This window comes from Aquimarina latercula DSM 2041, assembly GCF_000430645.1.
Taxonomy (GTDB): Bacteria; Bacteroidota; Bacteroidia; order Flavobacteriales; family Flavobacteriaceae; genus Aquimarina; species Aquimarina latercula.
The window spans coordinates 746,768-766,764 of sequence record NZ_AUMK01000003.1 but is presented as its reverse complement, the minus strand read 5'-3'; the positions used below and the strand labels follow the sequence as shown (position 1 = coordinate 766,764).

General features: G+C 32.7%; 17 protein-coding genes. 9 read left to right on the top strand and 8 right to left on the bottom strand.

Annotation, left to right across the window (positions count from 1 at the left end; all coding sequences use genetic code 11):
* Positions 1 to 10: 10 nt before the first annotated feature.
* Genes msrA through H526_RS0103585 form a run of 3 tightly spaced genes read left to right on the top strand, consistent with a single transcriptional unit; the run spans position 11 to position 1,537 of the window.
* Positions 11 to 562, top strand: coding sequence for a peptide-methionine (S)-S-oxide reductase MsrA (msrA, locus tag H526_RS0103595; protein WP_027391734.1), 552 nt, complete (start codon positions 11 to 13; stop codon positions 560 to 562).
* Between the two features lie 16 nt (positions 563 to 578).
* Positions 579 to 1,175, top strand: a complete 597-nt coding sequence (gene folE, locus H526_RS0103590; RefSeq protein WP_035084236.1) for a GTP cyclohydrolase I FolE — start codon at positions 579 to 581, stop codon at positions 1,173 to 1,175.
* A 47-nt stretch (positions 1,176 to 1,222) separates the two neighbouring features.
* A complete protein-coding gene (locus H526_RS0103585; RefSeq protein WP_027391732.1) occupies positions 1,223 to 1,537 on the top strand; it encodes a hypothetical protein in 315 nt (104 codons plus the stop codon).
* A 45-nt stretch (positions 1,538 to 1,582) separates the two neighbouring features.
* Here H526_RS0103585 and H526_RS0103580 read toward each other — a convergent pair whose 3' ends face one another.
* The 6 genes from H526_RS0103580 to H526_RS0103555 form a co-directional block, all read right to left on the bottom strand.
* Positions 1,583 to 2,104: a DUF6787 family protein gene (locus H526_RS0103580; protein ID WP_027391731.1), complete on the bottom strand. Its 522-nt coding sequence runs from the start codon at positions 2,102 to 2,104 to the stop codon at positions 1,583 to 1,585.
* A gap of 39 nt (positions 2,105 to 2,143) precedes the next feature.
* Complete coding sequence (locus tag H526_RS28175; RefSeq protein WP_035084233.1) at positions 2,144 to 2,569, bottom strand: DUF6146 family protein; 426 nt, start codon at positions 2,567 to 2,569, stop codon at positions 2,144 to 2,146.
* Positions 2,570 to 2,719: 150 nt separating this feature from the next.
* Positions 2,720 to 3,358: a DUF937 domain-containing protein gene (locus tag H526_RS0103570; protein ID WP_027391730.1), complete on the bottom strand. Its 639-nt coding sequence runs from the start codon at positions 3,356 to 3,358 to the stop codon at positions 2,720 to 2,722.
* A gap of 192 nt (positions 3,359 to 3,550) precedes the next feature.
* Positions 3,551 to 4,501, bottom strand: a complete 951-nt coding sequence (locus H526_RS0103565) for a D-2-hydroxyacid dehydrogenase (RefSeq protein ID WP_027391729.1) — start codon at positions 4,499 to 4,501, stop codon at positions 3,551 to 3,553.
* Between the two features lie 71 nt (positions 4,502 to 4,572).
* Positions 4,573 to 5,637 (bottom strand): 3-phosphoserine/phosphohydroxythreonine transaminase, encoded by a 1,065-nt coding sequence (gene serC / locus H526_RS0103560; RefSeq protein WP_027391728.1) that lies wholly within the window; start codon positions 5,635 to 5,637, stop codon positions 4,573 to 4,575.
* 125 nt (positions 5,638 to 5,762) lie between these two features.
* Positions 5,763 to 6,824 carry an acyl-CoA reductase gene (locus tag H526_RS0103555; protein ID WP_027391727.1) on the bottom strand — a complete coding sequence of 354 codons (1,062 nt, stop codon included), beginning with the start codon at positions 6,822 to 6,824 and terminating at the stop codon, positions 5,763 to 5,765.
* 66 nt (positions 6,825 to 6,890) lie between these two features.
* On the opposite strand from H526_RS0103555, the gene H526_RS0103550 reads away from it, so the two are divergent.
* The 4 genes from H526_RS0103550 (at position 6,891) to H526_RS0103535 (ending at position 9,769) form a co-directional block, all read left to right on the top strand.
* A complete protein-coding gene (locus tag H526_RS0103550) occupies positions 6,891 to 7,241 on the top strand; it encodes a 4Fe-4S dicluster domain-containing protein (RefSeq protein ID WP_027391726.1) in 351 nt (116 codons plus the stop codon).
* 117 nt (positions 7,242 to 7,358) lie between these two features.
* Positions 7,359 to 7,967 carry a porin family protein gene (locus H526_RS0103545; protein WP_027391725.1) on the top strand — a complete coding sequence of 203 codons (609 nt, stop codon included), beginning with the start codon at positions 7,359 to 7,361 and terminating at the stop codon, positions 7,965 to 7,967.
* Between the two features lie 118 nt (positions 7,968 to 8,085).
* On the top strand, positions 8,086 to 8,961 hold the full coding sequence (locus tag H526_RS0103540; RefSeq protein WP_027391724.1) for an alpha/beta hydrolase: 876 nt from the start codon (positions 8,086 to 8,088) through the stop codon (positions 8,959 to 8,961).
* Positions 8,948 to 9,769: an alpha/beta hydrolase gene (locus tag H526_RS0103535; RefSeq protein WP_027391723.1), complete on the top strand. Its 822-nt coding sequence runs from the start codon at positions 8,948 to 8,950 to the stop codon at positions 9,767 to 9,769. The genes H526_RS0103540 and H526_RS0103535 overlap by 14 nt, the downstream gene beginning before the upstream one ends.
* Before the next feature lie 41 nt (positions 9,770 to 9,810).
* On the opposite strand, the gene H526_RS0103530 is transcribed toward H526_RS0103535, so the two are convergent.
* Both H526_RS0103530 and H526_RS0103520 read right to left on the bottom strand, forming a co-directional pair.
* Positions 9,811 to 12,633, bottom strand: a complete 2,823-nt coding sequence (locus H526_RS0103530; RefSeq protein WP_027391722.1) for a TonB-dependent receptor — start codon at positions 12,631 to 12,633, stop codon at positions 9,811 to 9,813.
* A 428-nt stretch (positions 12,634 to 13,061) separates the two neighbouring features.
* Entirely contained in the window at positions 13,062 to 15,680 is a 2,619-nt protein-coding gene (locus H526_RS0103520; RefSeq protein ID WP_027391720.1) for a TonB-dependent receptor, read from the bottom strand.
* Positions 15,681 to 16,249: 569 nt separating this feature from the next.
* On the opposite strand from H526_RS0103520, the gene H526_RS30565 reads away from it, so the two are divergent.
* Both H526_RS30565 and H526_RS0103510 read left to right on the top strand, forming a co-directional pair.
* Positions 16,250 to 18,211 (top strand): polysaccharide lyase family 7 protein, encoded by a 1,962-nt coding sequence (locus tag H526_RS30565; RefSeq protein WP_051335953.1) that lies wholly within the window; start codon positions 16,250 to 16,252, stop codon positions 18,209 to 18,211.
* Positions 18,212 to 18,552: 341 nt separating this feature from the next.
* On the top strand, positions 18,553 to 19,908 hold the full coding sequence (locus H526_RS0103510) for an RICIN domain-containing protein (RefSeq protein ID WP_035084223.1): 1,356 nt from the start codon (positions 18,553 to 18,555) through the stop codon (positions 19,906 to 19,908).
* The last annotated feature ends 89 nt before the right edge of the window (positions 19,909 to 19,997 follow it).

Below are 19,997 nucleotides of genomic sequence, written 5' to 3'. Positions count from 1 at the left end.
TAACAATATTATGGGAAATAATAACTTAGATAGCGCAGTTTTCGCTGGAGGATGTTTTTGGTGTACAGAAGCAGTTTTTCAAAGGTTACAAGGAGTATTTCAAGTGATTTCTGGATATACCGGAGGTTCTATAAAAAACCCTGCATATAGAGAAATAACAACAGGAAGAACTGGGCATGCTGAAGCAATAAAGATAGTGTACGATGCAAATATTATTAACTATAGAGAGTTATTAGAAATCTTTTTTGCGACTCATGACCCTACTACTTTAAATAGGCAAGGAGCGGACAGAGGTACTCAATATAGAAGCGCTATATTTTATGAAAATGAAAATCAAAAAAAAATGGCTCATTCAATGATTGATAAGCTACAAATGGAAGGTGTTTTTGATAGTCCAATTGTAACAGAAGTAACAGCATTAGGGCCTTTTTATAATGCGGAGGATTATCATCAAGATTATTATAACCAAAATAGTAAACAAGGATACTGTCAGTTTGTGATTAACCCAAAACTAAGTAAATTGCAGCATACTTTTAAGAGTAAGTTGAAAAAGGAAATTTAGAATTAATATACGTATAATGCCATACAATAAATTTGAAGAATATAATATCAAGGTTACTGATGATGTAAAAGATAAGTTTAAGTCGATTATTACGGATTTAGGAGAAGATGTAAGTAGAGAAGGGATTGTTAAGACTCCAGAGAGAGCGGCGAAAGCCATGCAGTTTTTGACTCAAGGGTATCATCAGGATCCCGAAGAGATATTAAAAAGTGCCATGTTTAAAGAAGATTATGACGATATGGTAATTGTAAAGGATATTGAGTTGTATTCTCTATGCGAGCATCATATGCTTCCATTTTTTGGGAAAGCCCATATAGCATATATTCCTAATGGGCATATAGTTGGGTTAAGTAAATTGCCTAGAATTGTAGATGTTTTTGCAAGACGTCTTCAAGTACAAGAGCGATTAACTCATGATATTTTAGAGTGCATCAATAAAACACTTAAACCGCAAGGTGTTGCTGTTGTAATAGAAGCTTCGCATATGTGTATGATGATGCGTGGTGTGCAAAAACAGAACTCTGTAACCACTACTTCTGGATTTAGAGGTCAATTTGAGAAAATAGAAACAAGAACCGAGTTTTTAAGATTGATAACTGCAGATTTGGCATAACAATTTTTTGGCATTTTTTTTGTTATATCTTTAGTAAATAGAAACTTATGAAAAAAAACAAATATAAATTACTAAAGAAAGGCATTGTTTATGATTTGATTGGTATGGCTTCGATGGTTATTCCAGTTGTCGGCCCTTTTTTAGATATCATTTGGGCTCCATATGCTGCAAAAAAAATGTTGGATATGTATCCTGGAAAAAAAGGAAAAATAGCATCTGTAATAACATTTATAGAAGAGATTATACCAGGTACTGATATTATTCCATCTTTTACCATTATGTGGTTATATACATTTGTAATTAATAAGGAAGAAGTTTTTGATAAAGACGGTAAAACAATTGAGGTAGAGATAGTTCAATAGTAAGCATTGCTACTTACTTTATCTAATAAGTCTTTTAAAACATTTTTAATCAAGAAATTTAGCGAAGCCCATTCTACGGAGCATTTTTTTCTCGAACCACCAGAAAAACTTAAATTGGCCGAATAACCATCCTACAATTAATAGTATAACTTGGTATATAGGGAATATCAAAAATATTCTAAGAGGCCAATAGATCCAGCCACTCGTAGTTTCTTTGCTCAATCCAATTAGAGTTAGTAATGGGTCAGAAACTCTTGCAGCCGTAGATCCTGTAATTGCAAAAACAATAAATATAGCTATCATTTCCCATCGATAGTTAATTTCCCATTTTTTTTCTAATGCACTAAAGATTTTTAAAGTAAGTCCTAATAAGGGAATAAAAAGAAACAAAGAGATTAAGGATAAAGCAAGAATATACGCTTCGTGATCTTCTGATAATTTAAAAATTCCGGATATAAGTCTTTTGCTTAGTAAAAAAGAAGAAATCAATAAACCTGTAAGTCCTAATAGAGGAAAAATAAGTTGCCAATTAGCTTGGATTTCCCAACGATCTTTGAATTTTTGCATTGAACAAAAATACAATATAAACTTCCCTCGTCAAAATCTTTATCCTCTGCTTACGAAAAAACGCTGGTTGTATTGTTTTTCAAAAAATAAGAAATAATTATATAGTAGATAATTTACTTCGTATCCATAATCAGTGTGCTGATCATAGTTAATTTGTTGAATATATAAATTAGGATCAAAACGTTGTGGTTGAACTACTCTTTGATTGTATTCTATAACATATTGACGATTTCTTATTTCTAAAAACTGTTGATTGTAATATCCTCTGGGTCTTTGTGTTACTAACCAGTTATTAAATCCAGGTTCTATGATAATGATTTCGTACTCTAAATCATCATTAGCAATTCTTAATGTATCTGAAGTATTGGCAGTAGATGTTGTGTCTAGTTTTCGATCTTTAGTTGTTCCGCAACTGTAAATGATTAATACTAGAGTAAGTATAAAAAAAACCTGTTTCGTTACCATACGTTTAAAATACAAAAAGTCGATCAATATTTTTTGATTTTTAACGTTTTGTAATGTTTTGTAGAAATATAATCATGTGTATCGATATAGAAAAAGAGCCTTGACGTTTATATCAAGACTCTTTAAAAATTATTAAAACTTTTTTTGATTTTATTTTCCGAAAAGTCCACCAAGTAACCCTCCAATACCGCCTTTTTTCTGACCGCCTCCTAGAACCATACCTGCAACATCATCTAGAATACTTCCGTCACCATCAGCATCTAGAAATGATTCGATAAGAGATTGTTGTTTAGATCCTTGACCACCTCCAAGCATTCCACCTAACATACTAGATAATCCATTGGCATCAGATACGTTACTTTGAGAAGCTTGCTTACCTAAAACTCCCATTAGAATAGGTGCAGCTACTTTAAGTATTTGACTTACTGAGCCAGCATCCATTCCAGATTTTTGACTTAATGCATTTTCTACAGCTGGTTGTTTACCTCCTAAAATATGTCCAAGAATTCCAGCTCCATCATTAGTAACATTGTCTTCAACTCCACCTTCGAACAAACCACCAAGATTATCTAAGATTCCACCACCAGAATGTTTTCCGGATAACGCTCCTAATAATCCCGAAGCTCCTTCAGGAGTAGAAGCATTTTTTTGCATTGCTCCCATAAGCACTGGCATAGCCATACTTAGTAAATTTCCTGTTTTATCTGCGGATTGTCCTGTTTGACTACTTACTCCGCTAATGATTTGTTGCCCCATTGGGCTATTTAAAAGATCTAAAATTCCAGACATGATTTATATTTTTTTATTATGTGATCTAAATTTACATTTTTTATAGGTAAGATTATAGAATTTATTCCCCTTATTTTATAATAAAACCAGATGAAATGATAATTTTATCGATATAAGGTAAATAAAAAACACCTTTTACGAATTTTCGTAAAAGGTGTTTTATTTTTGATGATCTCTTAAGATTTTCTATTCTTATTTAAGTATAGATATAATTTGATCGGCAAGCTCTTGTCCAATTCTATCTTGCGCTTCTCCTGTTGCTGCACCAATGTGAGGTGTTAGCGAGATCTTGTTATTCATTAATACTTTTATAGCAGGATTTGGTTCGTTTTCGAAAACATCTAGACCAGCAAAGCTTAGTTTACCACTTTCTAGCGCTTCTACTAATGCTACTTCATCAATAACACCACCACGGGCTGCATTGATTAATCCAGCACCATTTTTCATTTGGTCTATTTCAGTTTTACCAATCACATATTCTTTCTGTGCTGGAACGTGTAATGTAAAGAAATCTGCTTGTTTCAAAACTTCTTCTTTTGAAACAGTTTTTATTTTGAAGTTTAAGGATTGTCCATCAAAAAATTCAACCGGAATATCTACTTCTTCAATAAAGGGGTCAAATGCTACTACATTCATACCAACTCCGATTGCTATTTTTGCCGTAGCTTGTCCAATACGACCAATACCAATTACACCAAGTGTCTTTCCTCTTAATTCTGTACCACCAGCATATGCTTTTTTAAGGTTTTTAAATTTGCTATCTCCTTCTAACGGCATATTTCTATTCGCATCATGTAAGAAACGTACACTCCCATATAAATGAGCAAATACTAATTCGGCAACAGAACCAGAAGAAGCGGCAGGCGTATTAATTACATGCAGTCCTTTTTCTCTAGCATAAGTAACATCAATATTATCCATACCAACACCACCACGACCAATGATTTTTAAGGAGCTACAATTGTCAATGATATCAGTTCGTACTTTGGTAGCACTTCGTACCAGTAGTACATTGATTTCATTATCGTTTATATAATTTACTAATTGATCTTGTGCCACAGTGGTGGTTTGCACTTCGAATCCAGCTTTTTCTAGGGCATCTATACCACTTTGTGATACTCCATCGTTTGCTAATACTTTCATTTTAAAGGTTTGATTTTTAATTTTTTTTGTTCTTATTCCAGAATAGTAAGCTTCGGTTTGTTGTAAGTTGGTTATGCTTTTCTTTCTAAATCACTCATTACGTCTACAAGTGCAGCAACACTTTCTATACTCATAGCATTGTACATACTTGCTCTATATCCTCCAACACTTCTATGTCCATTAACACCATTGATACCTGCTTCTTTCCACATTGCATCAAAGGTTTCTTTTAGGTCTTCATCAACTAAAGAAAAGGTTGCATTCATTGTAGATCTATCTTCTTTTTCTGCAAATCCTTTAAAAAGAGGATTTAGCTCTATTTCGGAATAGATAAGTTTTGCTTTTTTCTCGTTTTCTTCTTCAATGGCAGCTATTCCACCAAGTTTTTTTAGCCATCTAAGTGTAAGCATAGATGTATATACAGGGAAAACAGGAGGTGTATTAAACATACTGCTTTTACTAATATGTACACTGTAGTCTAACATTGATGGGATTTGTCTTTCTATTTTGCCAAGAATATCTTCTTTAATAACAACCAACGTCGTTCCTGCAGGCCCCATGTTTTTTTGAGCTCCAGCATAAATTAGACTAAACTTAGAAAAATCCAATTGTCTTGAGAAAATATCACTACTCATATCGCATATAAGTGGTGCATCGGTAGTTGGAAAGTCTTTAATTTGTGTACCAAATATGGTATTGTTACTTGTGCAATGTAAATAATCCAAACCTTCTGGTACTTTGTACCCTTTAGGGATATAATTATAGTTAGCATCTTTAGAGGAAGCAACTTCAATAACTTCACCAAAAATCTTGGCTTCTTTAATGGCTTTATCGCTCCAGCTACCTGTATTGATATATCCTGCTTTAGTTTGTAATAAATTATAAGCAGCCATTAAGAATTGTGTACTCGCTCCACCTTGAAGAAAAAGTACTTTATAACCTTTACCTTCTAATCCTAATAATTCTAAAGCCAAACTACGGGCTTCTTCCATTACATCTACAAAATCTTTGCTACGATGTGAAATCTCCAAAATGGATAACCCAGAGTCGTTAAAGTCTAATACAGCCTGGGATGCTTCTTTGAATACTTCTTGTGGTAAAATACAAGGTCCTGCGCTAAAGTTGTGCTTTTTCATCAGTGATTTTATTGTTTTTATTATTTACTTTTCTTATTGTTTTCTGGCTCCTTAAACCAGTAAGAAAAAACACCACAAAGGTGCTAATAATCTAAAACAAAATCATTATCAATATGATAAAATATTTATTGAATTTTTGTTAAAAATTCAATAACATCAATGTTATCTGCATAATCTGACAGAGAAGGGTGTTGAGTAGTGCCAAAATCAATACTTTCTTCTGAAAAATCATCACTTACAATACATTGGATAGCTTCTTTATCCTTTTCAAACTTTTGGATTAGCTCTTCTTTATTATTATAAGTTTCGTAGAATAAAGTGGCAATAGGAGAACCATAACTGGTATCTTCCTTTAGCATTAGAAAACCATTTTCTAGTAGCTTAAAACTGCTCATTAAATACACCGCTTTGTTATAATCATAATTATTGGCATACTTAGCACCGTTAATGATATCATTATGAGCATAAATGGATTTAAAAAATAGATCGAAATCATAACCTTTAGGAACCATAAGTTTGGATACACTGCGACAACCTAATCCATAATATCTAAATATATCGTTTCCTAATGCTGCCAATTGTTCTTTGGATTCGTTACCGGTTAAAACAGCTACAGAATTTCTGTTTTTGCGAATTATATTGGGTTTATTTCCAAAATAATGTTCAAAATAGCGAGCAGTGTTATTGCTTCCTGTAGCAATGATGGCGTCAAAATCAGTGAATTTTTCGGTGGTAAAGGAGATCTTACTTTTAAACCTTGGTTCTATATTGATTAGGTACGCAGCTAAATATGGAAGTAATTGATTATCATTAGAAGATTGTTTAACTAATACGTTATGGCCGCTGATTAATACTGAAATAAAATCGTGAAATCCAACTAAAGGAATATTACCTGCCATAATTATTCCAATTGTTTTCAATTCTATTTGATCTAATGAATACGAAGATAACCATTGTTCTAGGTTATGTTTTGTAAGTGTTTTACTCCATTGCGATAGTGAAAACACTATGTTTTCTTCTGTAAACCAACCATTATGATGTTTGGCAGATTCTATTTTTTGCGTCATTCCATCAAAAAAATCTTCGTTATTTTTGATGTTGTTAATCTTCTCATAACCAGTATTTTTGAATTGACTTAAGAACTTGCCTAATTCAGAAAATGCGGTGATTCGGTCATTTAATAACATTTCTAATTTGTTTATCACTAGTTTACGAGTTATTTTTGTGTTGCAAATTTAGAATAAAAAAGAGCTATGGCAATTATAATAACGGATGAATGTATAAACTGTGGTGCGTGTGAACCAGAATGTCCAAACACTGCAATTTATGAAGGAGCGGATGATTGGAGATATGCCGACGGTACAGATTTAGAAGGTGATGTCGTACTTCCTGGAGGAAAAGCAGTTAACTCAGAAGAGGCGCAAGAACCTGTGAGCGATGAAATATATTATATAGTTCCAGATAAATGTACGGAGTGCAAAGGTTTTCATGAAGAACCTCAATGTGCGGCTGTGTGTCCGGTAGATTGTTGTGTTCCAGATGAAGATATAGTAGAAACCGAAGAGTTTTTATTGCAGAAACAGGCATTTATGCACAAAGAATAATAGATTAACGATCTTATATAGTTATAAACCTGTCGGTATCGACAGGTTTTTTTATGCTTGTTTTTTAAATTTTAGTATTTTCGTCAAGAATTTAACCTCAAATCTAAACATGAAATTATGAAAAAATTAATATTCTTTATTTTACTTGTTGCTATTTCGGCTACTTCATTTGGACAATATCGTTGGGAAGTTTCTGGTGGTTTAACAAGTTCTAGTATAAATATTGAAAATGCAGATAGTAATCGTGGTACAGGATTTTATTTTAATGCAGGATATGGCTATGTGATGGGAGTTCGAGCTAAAACTAGTATAGTTTTCTCAATTGATGTTCTGCAAAGAAATAGTGAAATCGTTTCAAATATCCCTACAGTTTTACCAGCCGATTTAAAGATTTTACAAGTAGGTTTTAATCCTAAATTTAGATATTTATTTGGTAGAGGAAAGGATCGCTTTAGACCTTTTATCAATGTAGGTCCTTCTTTTAGAATAAACACTAATGTAGAATTAGGAGATATTGATTTGGAATCCGATCAGTATGAGCAACTAGTAATTGGTGGAGTTTATGGAGTAGGTTTTTCGCAAATGATAGGAGAGATGTTTGATATCTTTTTTGAAGCAGGTGCAATGAATGATTTCACAGATAATTTAGTTGATATTGATAGTAAGTTTTTCGATATTTATGCAAGAGTAGGTGTTCGTTTTAGGATATATGATGCTCGACGATAAAAGATAAGTCAATTAAGAATAAAATATTAGGATCCTGCTTCGGCAGGATTTTTTTATGCAATTCATTTTAATTTTTTGTAAATTAGTTACTTACAAGCATTTTTTAAAGAATACTAATATGCCAAATTGGGGATACATAGCAATTATTATTCTTGCATTTTATATTATTGCTAGCGTTGCTTTATACTATTTGCAAGAATATTTTATTTTCAAACCAGAGAAATTAGATAAAGATTTTGAATTTTATTATAACAACCAAGTTGTAGAAGAGTATAATCTAGAAACTAGGGATGGTGCTATTATAAATGGACTTCATTTTAAGGTAGAGAATCCTAAAGGTGTGGTGCTCTATCTTAAAGGAAATTCTAAAAGTATAAAAGGTTGGGGTAAGTTTGCTGTTGATTTTACAAGACACGGATATGATGTATGTATGTTAGATTACCGTGGATTTGGTAAAAGTACAGGAAGGCGTTCTTTTAAAGCGATAAAACGTGACCTTCAGTTCGTTTATAATAAATTAAAAGAAAAAGTAGACGAAAAGTATATAATACTCTATGGACGATCCATGGGATCTGGTTTTGCTACTAAATTAGCATCAATAAACAATCCTAAAATGTTAATACTGGATGCGCCATATTATAGTTTGAGTAAGGTAGCGGCTAAGTTTATTCCGTTTATGCCAATTTCCTTAATAATGAGGTATCCAATACCCACTTATAAATGGTTAAAGTATGTGAATTGCCCTATTCATATAATTCACGGGACTCACGATAAATTAATTCCTTTTAAATCCAGTATAAAGTTATCAAAAGTAAAACCTAAATTAACTCGTCTTTATACCGTAATTGGAGGAGGTCATAAGAATCTCAATAATTTTGAATCCTATCATAAAATGCTAGGAGAAATTATCAATTCTAAAATGAGAAAAATTAATTTATCTAATACTAGCATCGGTGTAAAACACTCCTCAAAAAAAGTAAATGTCCAAGCTTAAAAAAGGAATAATTTGGATATTGATTGTATATTTTATGGGATTAGGACTATTATATTTACTTCAACATAAAATTATTTTTCAACCAGAAAAGCTTCCAATAGATTTTATATATCAATTTAATCATTCTTTTGAAGAGTTTTTTTTAGAAACTACGGATGGAGAAAAGTTAAATGCGCTTCATTTTAAATGTAAAGATCCCAAAGGAGTTATATTATACTTTCATGGTAATAAAGGGAACTTATCCAGATGGGGAGAAATAGCTTCCTTTTTCGTAAATAAACAATATGATGTTGTTGTAATGGATTATAGAAGTTATGGTAAAAGTACAGGGAATATAACAGAAGAAAGTTCGTTATATGACGATGCTCAATTATTTTATGAGTATGTTTTAAGTAAATACAAAGAGAGTCAAGTGATCGTATATGGGAGATCTTTAGGAACTGGTATTGCAACCAAAGTTTCTTCTTTAAATAATCCTTCTAAATTAATACTAGAGACTCCATTTAATTCCATGGAAGATGTTACATCACATTGGTTACCGATTTTTCCAGTAAAGAATATTTTGAAATATAAGTTCCCATCTAATACGTTTATAGAAAATGTAAAGTGTCCTATTACAATTTATCACGGTACCGATGATGGAGTAGTTCCCTATGAATCCGGTCAAAAATTATTCAGAAGTATTTTAACTTCAAAAAAGAAAATGATAACTATTGAAGGCGGTTCTCATAATGATTTAATTAAATTTGATAAGTATATTAACACTATAGGCGATGTGTTAAAAACAAATTCGCTTTACTCTAATTAATTAGAATAAAGCGAATCATAATTTTAAAATGAAAATTTGTTCTAGAATTTATAATTTAAAGATAGATTTATCATAGTTCCCAATTGACTAAAGTGATAACCATCATATGACATTTGAGAGTATCTACCATTAAATGTTATTAGATTAAATGCAGTTTTTGTAGCATCGGCATCATTAAGAACGGCAGTACCAGTAGGAGTAAGCGCTTTAAACTCCCATTCTGGTAATATATCTAGAACATTGTTAATGTTTAACGCCAATGTTATTTTATCGGTTGCGTTGTAGTTTATTCCGAGGTCAGTAACGACTTTGGTCATAAATTCTACTCCAAGATCAGACCCTCCATCGCTATCAGCAGCATCTCCCCCTACCAGTCCTTCTAGATCTTGTAATCCTTGATTTCTAAATTTTGTAGGTCCAAATAATGTGTTGTTTAATGAGAACCCGAACTTACCAATATCGTAGTTGGCACCCAGAATAGCTTTAAACTCAGGCCTAGAAGTGAAAAATAATGCTTCTTGAGTATCATTTACTACTGATTGTCCTGCATCTGCAACTAACTGAGGGTTATTTACAGCTCCATCTCTTTCATTTTGAATTGTATAATTACCAGATAGACTAAAACCAAGTTTACCAGGCCCCAGCACGATGTTTCTGTAATTGGCTACCAAATCAATTCCTGATGTTCTTGTATCAATAGCATTGACAAAGAAACTTACGTCTGATAAATTATTAGCTGTTAGTACGTCATCTAAAGGTGTATCACCTGCTGCAGTAGCACCGATTTCTGTACTTAGCACAATTCTATCTTCTACTTTAATATTATAATAATCTAAGGTGAAATTAAAGTCTTTACTAATCTTAGCACCAACACCTATTGTAAAGTTTGTAGATTTTTCTGCATCTAATTGTGGAATTGATAGGAATTGTGCCTGAGGAGAAACGTTATTAATTAATCCTCCTACTTGTATACCTTGACCAGGAATAAATGAAAATTGAGCTCGTTGAGTATATATCTGATGTAAAGTTGGAGCTCTAAATCCTGTAGATAAAGAAGCTCTAACAGTGAATTTATCTTCTAAAAATTTATAGCGACTGCTTATTTTCCATACAAAAGCTTCACCAAAATCACTATAATCTTCTAATCGAATAGTACCATTTACTAAAAAATCTTCTGTAATATCTGCAGAAATATCAAAATAACCTCCAAAGTTATAACGATTAAATTTTCCAGAGTTTTCTGGTCTATTACCAGCAAAAGAATCTGCACCACCTCCGTCATAAGAAGCAAGATCACCTTCTATAATTTCAAAAGTTTCTGTTCTAAATTCAGCTCCAAAACCAATACTTATTTCATCGGTAATGAGCTTTGCTATATCTATATTTCCAACACTATGTGTAAATTTTGTACCTCCAGGATCAAAGGAAATAGGACTGTTTTCACGATATAATTCTGATCCTTCTGTTAGTTCTCCCGGGTCTACTACACCATTATCATTTGCGTCAATCCAAGTAGATGGTGATAATACGGAATTACGATTATGAGAGTTATTTACGGTATAATCCTGAGAGTTTCCTCCAGTGGTGTAACTAAGGTCATAATTCCATCCATTTTTTTTGGTTTTAAAACCAATGGTAGCGTTATAATCATTTAGGTCTCCTTCAAAAGTAGGAACATATCCGATATATTCTCCGTTAGGACCATTTGGAAAAAAATCAGCTAAATAAGGAAAATCGGCTTCTGTACGCCAATATGGAGTTCTATAGTTAGCAAAACTATTTACTTTCTTGTATACATAAGCAGCATTCATATATATTTGAGTGTTTTCACTAATATCGTACCCTCCATTTACTAAAAATTTTGCAGCTGCCGTTTCAGGAGATCCATTAATGTTACCGGCATCTGGGAAAAGATCTAGAAATGCTTGTACATCTGCGATATCCGCTCCAAAATCTGTTGCCTCTCCTTGTGCATCTACTGTTCCTGGACGGTTTGCTAAACTAACTTTAGAAAAATCTACTGTATAATTAAAGAAACCTTTGTCTTTTCCTATAGTAGATCCATTATTAACACTTATGCCAATTGTTTCTCCATCACCTTCAGAGGTAATACCAGTTCGTAAGGTTGCCGAACCATCTTTGTAACTATCTTTTAAAATAATATTCATTACTCCGGCAATCGCATCAGATCCGTATTGAGCAGATGCTCCATCTCTTAAAATTTCTACTCTTTTAATAGCATCTGTTGGAATAGCTGAAATATCAGAGCCTGTTTCACCTCTACCAGGAGAAGTTTGTGTATAAAGTAATGCACTGAGGTTCTTACGTTTTCCGTTAATAAGAATTAATGTTCTACTAGGTCCCATATTTCGAATTTCATATGGATCCAATAGGGAAGTAGCATCATTTACAGGGGTTTGTACAGTGTTAAATGATGGTATTTTGTATTGCAGTGCTTTATCAAATGTAATTTGACCAGTAGAAGCTAATTCTTTTGCTGGCAATACGTCAACAGGTAACGAAGAAGTAGTATTACTTCTTGGTAAAGATCTAGTTCCTACTAAAATAACTTCATCAAGCTCTGAGCCGCTAGAAAGAGTAACGTTAATAATCGATTGAGCATTAATTTTAACTTGTTTACTTTCGAATCCTACAAAACTAAAAACTAGCGTTCCATTTGGATCTGCTTCGATACTATAGGCTCCTTCAAAATCGGTAATACTACCATTATTGGTTCCTTTTTCGAGAATATTGACACCAGGTAGTGGAGAACCTTGGCTATCTGTAACAGTTCCAGTGATTGTGTTTTGAGCATGGGTCATAGAAATAAATAAGCCCAACAAAATGAGTGTGAGTTTTTTCATGTAAATAATTATTAAATTGGTTTAAAAATAAAGATAGTAATAAATCAATATTAACAAAGGGTAGAGCGTATTATTAAACCTTTTTTTTAGAGGGAGATTTTCTCTTTCTACTTGTCTGGATTATGCTAAAATGATAAAACTTTATTTTTTTAAGTTTTGTTTAGAATAAATGATAGTTTTTGGTAGTCTATTTTTGGATTTTTGTTTTTTTTGATCTGTTAATAAAAACAAATAAAAAAACAGTGGATATAGACTATTTTACTTTAAAATATTTATGTATTGGATATTGTGATTACAATGTTTATAATAAAGTAATAACGATATGCGTAAGTATTTATGTAAACAAAAAGAGAGTCGAAAACAATGACTTTGATGTCAAATCATTTCCGACTCTTTTTATTGTGATTGATAATACAACTTTAAACCATTTAGAAGCTAAAATCTAATCTAGCATAATAATAGGCTCCACCAAATCCCATTTGAACGGCATCCCAATATCCACCAGCTTCGGTTTCTCCATCATTTTGTTGATCAGGATATTCGTTAGTGATATTGTTACCTCCAATGGTTAGTTTTAATTGGTCTGATAACTTATAACCTAAGGTAAGATCAGCGGTTATTTTTGCCCCATATTCATCTTCTGTGTCTACAAAATCTACGAGAGTGATATCACTAAAACGAGTCAAACCAAGACCAGCATTAAATTTTTCCGTATTGTAATTAAGGTTTAATGCAAATTTACTTCTTGGAGCAGAGGCCAGTAAAAATGCTTGTTCTCTTTTTCCAAAGAAAATATCAGTATCTAAATTAGTATTTACAGCTGTGATATACATATTGTTTACATTTCCTGCTAATAACGCAGATAATGTTCCAAAATCATAATTCCCTTTCCAGGAGAGTACAAGATCCATACCTACAGTTTCTGTATCGACTCCATTAGCAAAAAACTGAGCTTCATTAACATTATCAATTTCTGTAGCTTCAAAAGTACCAGTAAGAACAATACGATCTTTTATGTCTATGTAATACCCATCTACTGTAGCAGAAAAATCTCCTAGTGTAGCTGTTAAACCAAGGGAGGCGTTTAAAGAAGTTTCTTCTTTTAATCTGTCAATACCGAAAGAAGCGGTAACTTGGCTATTGTTAGGAGCTAACAATGTTTCTGTCGCAATACCACCTTGGAAATCAGTAAACCTAAGATTATAATAGATTTGTGCTAATGATGGAGCTCTAAACCCTGTACTTACAGAACCTCTAATATTAATGTTATCAGAAGCTTTAATTCGTAATGCTAATTTTCCATTTATAGTGCTTCCAAAATCACTATAATTTTCGAATCTTGCTGCACCAGCTAAAAGAAACACATCCGTAATATCTAATTCTGCGTCTGCATATAAAGATAAATTAGATCTGGATCTGTCTACTTCGTTAGCAGGACTATATCCTGGAAACCCCTGTGAGCCTCCTGGTCTTAATTCTCCACTATCAGGATCTATAGGTTGTGTTTGCGTTGCCGGATCGGTAATTGCTAATCCATTTATGTCATAAGTAGCATATGAACCTTCTTCTCCTGCAAAGATGACGAAGTTTTCAGTTCTGTATTCTGCTCCAAATGCAAGGTTTAAACCTTGAGCCATTTTTGGATAATACTTAGAAAAGTCTAAGTTAATAGTGTTTTGACTTAAGCTGTGCCCTCCTGCATCAAATTCTGTAGGCGAATTTTCTTCTAATGAAGCATTTAATGTACCTTCTATGAAATAGTGAAAATTGTTTTTACCCCAAGTATTACTTAGATCAATTTTCCAACCGTTGTCTGTTACAGTTCGTACTCCAGCAGAAATTGAATTATCAATAATGTTAGAAGTTATTCTTGGAGTAAAACCATTAGGATAAATTTCAGTTACCACGCGTTCGCCTCCATTACGAGTAAACGCAAAAGCATCTGTATCTCGATAGTTTCTTCCTCCAAAAGCATATAGTTCTGTTTTTTCTGAAAGGGGAACATTAGCATTTACAAAAAGATTAAAACCATCAATGGCAGCTTCTCCAAATCCTCTTCTAAAATCAAATCCAGGTCTAAGCGTTTTATTTTTACTTAAATATTCTGTGGTAAAATTGACGTATCCTTTTTCTCCAATACCAACACCGTAATTAGCAGTTACTTTAACAGAACCACCATCAAAACTTTTATCATCGGCGATTCTATTCCCATCATTCTCAGTGTCCAAACGATTCCCGTCTGTATTTGGCGTACCATCAGGAAAATTTCCTTTAGCATTTGTGTTATAAGCTCCGTAACTAATACTACCACTTAGTTTATCAATATTATCCTTTAGTACAATGTTTATAACACCTGCAATTGCATCAGAACCATATTGCGCCGCGGCGCCATCACGTAAAATTTCAATTCGTTTTATTGAGGTAGCAGGAATTGTATTAAGGTCCGTTCCAGAATTTCCACGACCTCTAGTTCCAAAAATGTTGATTAAAGAAGAACTATGTCTTCTTTTTCCATTGATTAATACTAAAGTTTGATCTGGACCTAGACCTCTTAAACTAGCAGGATCAATGTGATCTGCACCGTCAGAACCAGATTGCTTATTCGCATTAAAAGAAGGAGCAGAGTATTGTAATAGTTCATTAATTTCTATTTTACCACTTTTAGTTACAATATCTTGCATATCAATAATATCAACAGCCACAGGAGTATCCGTTGCTGTGCGTTTCGGGCTTCTAGAACCTACAACGATAATAGTATTAAGGGCTTCACCCTCTAATAAGGTAATATCTATTTTATCGGTTGTGCCTGCAGTAATTTCCTGAGTTTGAAAACCGACAAAACTAAATACTAAAATTGCATTTTCATTTACTGCTATGGTATATTTTCCATCGTCATCAGTTATAGTTCCTTTATCCGAACCTTTTTCAGTGATATTAACAAATGGAATAGGGGATCCTGATGTATCAGTTACTGTTCCTGTAATAATTTGTTGACTAAAAGTTAAGCTTGTAAATAAGCTGAATAAAATGAGTGCGAGTTTTTTCATGTGAATATATTTATTGGTTTAGCAATTAAAGATATTCAATTAATCTAGATTTTATGCCTAGCCATCGTATTTATTATAAGTTGAGTTTTGGTATCTAGTTTTATTGATAATATTCTATTTTAAAGATTTTTTTAAAGTGGTATCTACTGCAGAACATTATAGAATTAGAACAAAGTTGATTACCATAAGATGTAAACGAATACTATTTAATTGGCTACGAATTCTATTTTTTAGTACTCGTTTAGGTTATACGGTTAAAACTTTAATTAAGTACTTGTTAAATTCACTCTGGAAAAATTTAATTGGATTTTAAATTTAAACACCTCATTTACAATTTATTAAAATAGCTTCTTGATCATTTTGTTAAATTTAACAAAGTATGTATGAGTTTGTTAATCTTTTAATAATTAGGTGTTTTTTCCCCGTTTAATTTATAAAAGCGTTTGTGCGTTTGGTGTAAATTATTATCATTGCACAAAAATTGGTCGACCAATTTTTTAATTGGTTTACCATTTTAAATTTAACCTATAACTTTTAACAAGCGTAAGCATTAAAAACAATCATTAACAATGAAAAAAACATTAATTATTAGAAAAGAAACTCCCCTTTTGTTTTCTATTTCAGCTTTTATTTTAATACTATTCATTTCAGTGACAAGCTGTACAAATGAAGAGATTAGTGATGAACTATTAGAAACTATAAAAGGAGATTCAGAAGTTAGGATTTCTATACCAATTCAAAACCCTGGATTTGAACTTGGAGAAGTTAATTGGGGAGATCCAGACTATTATGCGATCTCAAGCGATGAAAATTCGGGGTCTAAATCAGGTAAAGTATCTAATTCTTCTGGTAAAATAGAGCAAACGGTTGATGTTAGTAGAAATACGGATTATGTTCTGAAAGCTTGGGTAAAAGGAAATGGAGAACTTTCTGTAGCAGGACAGTCAAATGATTTTGATACAAATGATTTTGAAGAGATTACTATCACCTTTAATAGTGGTAATGCTTCTTTAGTAACTATACTAGGAACCAGAAATAGTGGAGATGTTAGATTTGACGACTTCAGTCTTAATAGTACTTTGATAGAAGGACCAACTGCTCCAGGTCAGATAATACCAATTAGTGTTTCTGCGAATGGAAATCAAACTGGATATGGGCCTGAAAATACAGTAGATGGTGAAATTGAAAACACAGAATCACGGTGGTCATCTAATGGCTATACAGGTAAGTATATTACATATGATCTAGGTACGGTAAAAACTGTGTCAAGTTTAAAAATTGCTTGGTTTAAAGGTGATGAAAGAGAAGCTTATTTTAAAATTAGAGTTGGTAACTCTACTTCTTCATTAAGCACAGTATTTGATGCAAAAACTAGTGGAAGTAGCGGAACGACAGAAGGATTAGAAATTTTTGATTTTGACGATGTGGAGGCAAGGTTTGTAAGAATATCTAGTTTTGGTAATTCTAAAAACAGTTGGAATAGTATTATAGAAACCGAAATTTATGGTAACGAGGACGATAATAGTGATACAACGCCTCCAGGACCAGTTTCAGGATTAAGTGCAATACCTGGAAATGGTTCTGTTGCTTTAAATTGGAATAATCCTGGAGATTCTGATTTTAATAATGTGCGAATTACATATGATGGAGGAGAGGTAACTTCTTTTGGAGAAAGTGTGACTATTAATGATTTGGTTAATGGTACTTCTTATTCATTTAATGCAGTGACAGTGGATAATTCGGGCAATGTTTCCGCTAGTAGAGTTGTTAATGCAACACCACAAGGTCCACCTCCGCCACCGGGAGGAAGTGCAGCAAATATTATAGGTCCTGGATGGAAGTTAAATGGATTTACAGGCTCTTTGAATATTGGTAGTAATGATAACGGATTAGATTATGCAGATAATGCAAGTAAAGATGAAAGTCATTTCTTTTTCGAAAAGGATGGATTTGCAGCATTTAAATGTTACCCAGGGAATCCTACATCTGGAGGATCAAGTAACTCTAGATCCGAATTGAGAGAGGTTATTAATGGAGGAGACGGGTATTGGAATGGTAATACCAATACAGAACACTCTATGAAATGGAGATTTAAAGTAGAAAATTTACCACCTTCTGGGAAGTTGGCTTTTGGTCAAATTCATGAGAGAGATGATTTTTATGATGATGTAATCAGAGTTCAGGTGCAAGGAGATGGTGGACAAAGCTCTGGAAAAGTAGATTTAAGAATATTAGGGTACGTAACTGAGAAGGTTGAAGATCGTGAGGGAAGAACAATTGATTTTGATATGCAATTAGATACAGAGTACTTTTTTGAACTAACCATGAGTAATGGTGTTGTTACTTTATATAATCTTGATAATAATGGTAATAGAATAGAGGAGCTGTTTCAATCTATAGATATAGGTAATGCTAATGAAAATTACTTTAAAGCTGGTTGTTATTTACAATCAACAAGTAGTAGTCATGAAAGCTCTGATGTTTATGGTCAGGTATTGATTAAAGATTTAGAGGTATCTCCAGATAATTAATTTGTTTTAAAATAAAGTGTATAGGACCGCTTAATAATTAGGCGGTCTTTTTTATATATATGATGCTGTTATAATCATATAGTTCATTCGTAATTTTCCATGGCTTATCGAATTGGTTTAAAAACATTTATGTTAATATTTGGTTTTAAAAGATGTGAATTCGATCTTATTTGGGTTAAAATATTAACAATATTGATAATAAATTATAAATATTTTACGAAAACGTTTGAGTTATGTAATTAAATTCTTACTATTGTGATAACTAAATTGGTTGACCAATTTTATTATTGGTACACCAAATATTTAACACAAATATTATGAATAATTCAAAACAAACAATTATGAAAACTTTTCGTAGAAAAAAAAGTGCATCTGGTTTGCATTTTTTTACTAAAATTTTCTTGGCCTTTACTTTAGTATTGGTTGGAATTTCTTGTGAAAATGAAGAATTTATTGATTCTGAGGATTCTATTATTAATGATCAAACTCTCGAAGCAAAGGCTACACCTGTTGTTGGAAAAATCTACACTATTAAAAACTTAAAAAGTGGCCGTACATTAGATATTGCAGCTGGAAGTAACAATAATGGTGCAAATCTTCAAGTATGGGGAACAGATGCTAACACCAGTGCTACCCATAGACAGTGGCAAATACTTTCTGTTGGTAATGGTTACGTACGTTTAAAAGGGGTAGATAGTGGTAAATCATTAGAGGTTTCTGGAGGCAATAATTCTAACGGAGCTAATGTTCAGCAATGGGCTTATCAAGGAACAACACATCAACAGTGGCAAATACTTTCTGTGGGGAATGGATATTTTAGATTAAAAAATAGAGATAGTGGAAAAAGTTTACGAGTAGGAGGGACATCTAATGGAAGTAATGCAGATCAATGGGCTTATAGCGGATGGGATAGTCAAAAATGGTTTTTTACCGAAGTAGGAGGTACTATTAATCCACCTCCACCACCAACAGGTGGAACTGCATCTAGTATTATCGGTAGTGGTTGGAAATTAAATGGTTTTAGTGGAAATCTAAGTGTTGGGAGTAATGATAATGGGTTAAACTATGCTGATAATGCAAGTAAAAATGAAAGTCATTTCTTTTTCGAAAAGGATGGGTTTGCGGCCTTTAGATGTTACCCAGGAAATCCTACATCAGGAGGATCTAGTAACCCTAGATCTGAGTTAAGAGAAATAATTAATGGTGGAGATGGGTATTGGAATGGTAATACTAATACGGAACACTCTATGAAATGGAGATTTAAGATTGAAGATTTACCACCTTCTGGTAAATTAGCATTTGGTCAAATCCATGAGAGAGATGATTCTTACGATGATGTTATTAGAGTTCAGGTGCAAGGAAGTAGTGGACAAAACTCAGGATCTGTTGATTTAAGAATATTAGGGTATGTTACTGAAGAGATAGAAGGAAGTGGAAGAACCATTAATTTTAATATGCAAATGGATACTGAATACTATTTTGAGTTAACTATGAGTAATGGAGTTGTGAGACTGTATAACTTAAATAATAGTGGTAATAGAATAGCAGAATTGTTTGAATCTGTAGATATAGGTAATGCTAATGAGAACTACTTTAAAGCAGGTTGTTATTTACAATCAACTAGTAGTAGCCATGAGAATTCTAATGTATACGGTCAGGTATTGATTAGAGATTTACAGGTATCTCCTGACAATTAATATAAATTGATTTGATAGTTTTAAAGAGCCGCTTAATTTAGTTAAGCGGTTCTTTTATTTTAAATATAGTCAAGAGGATATATTAGTTT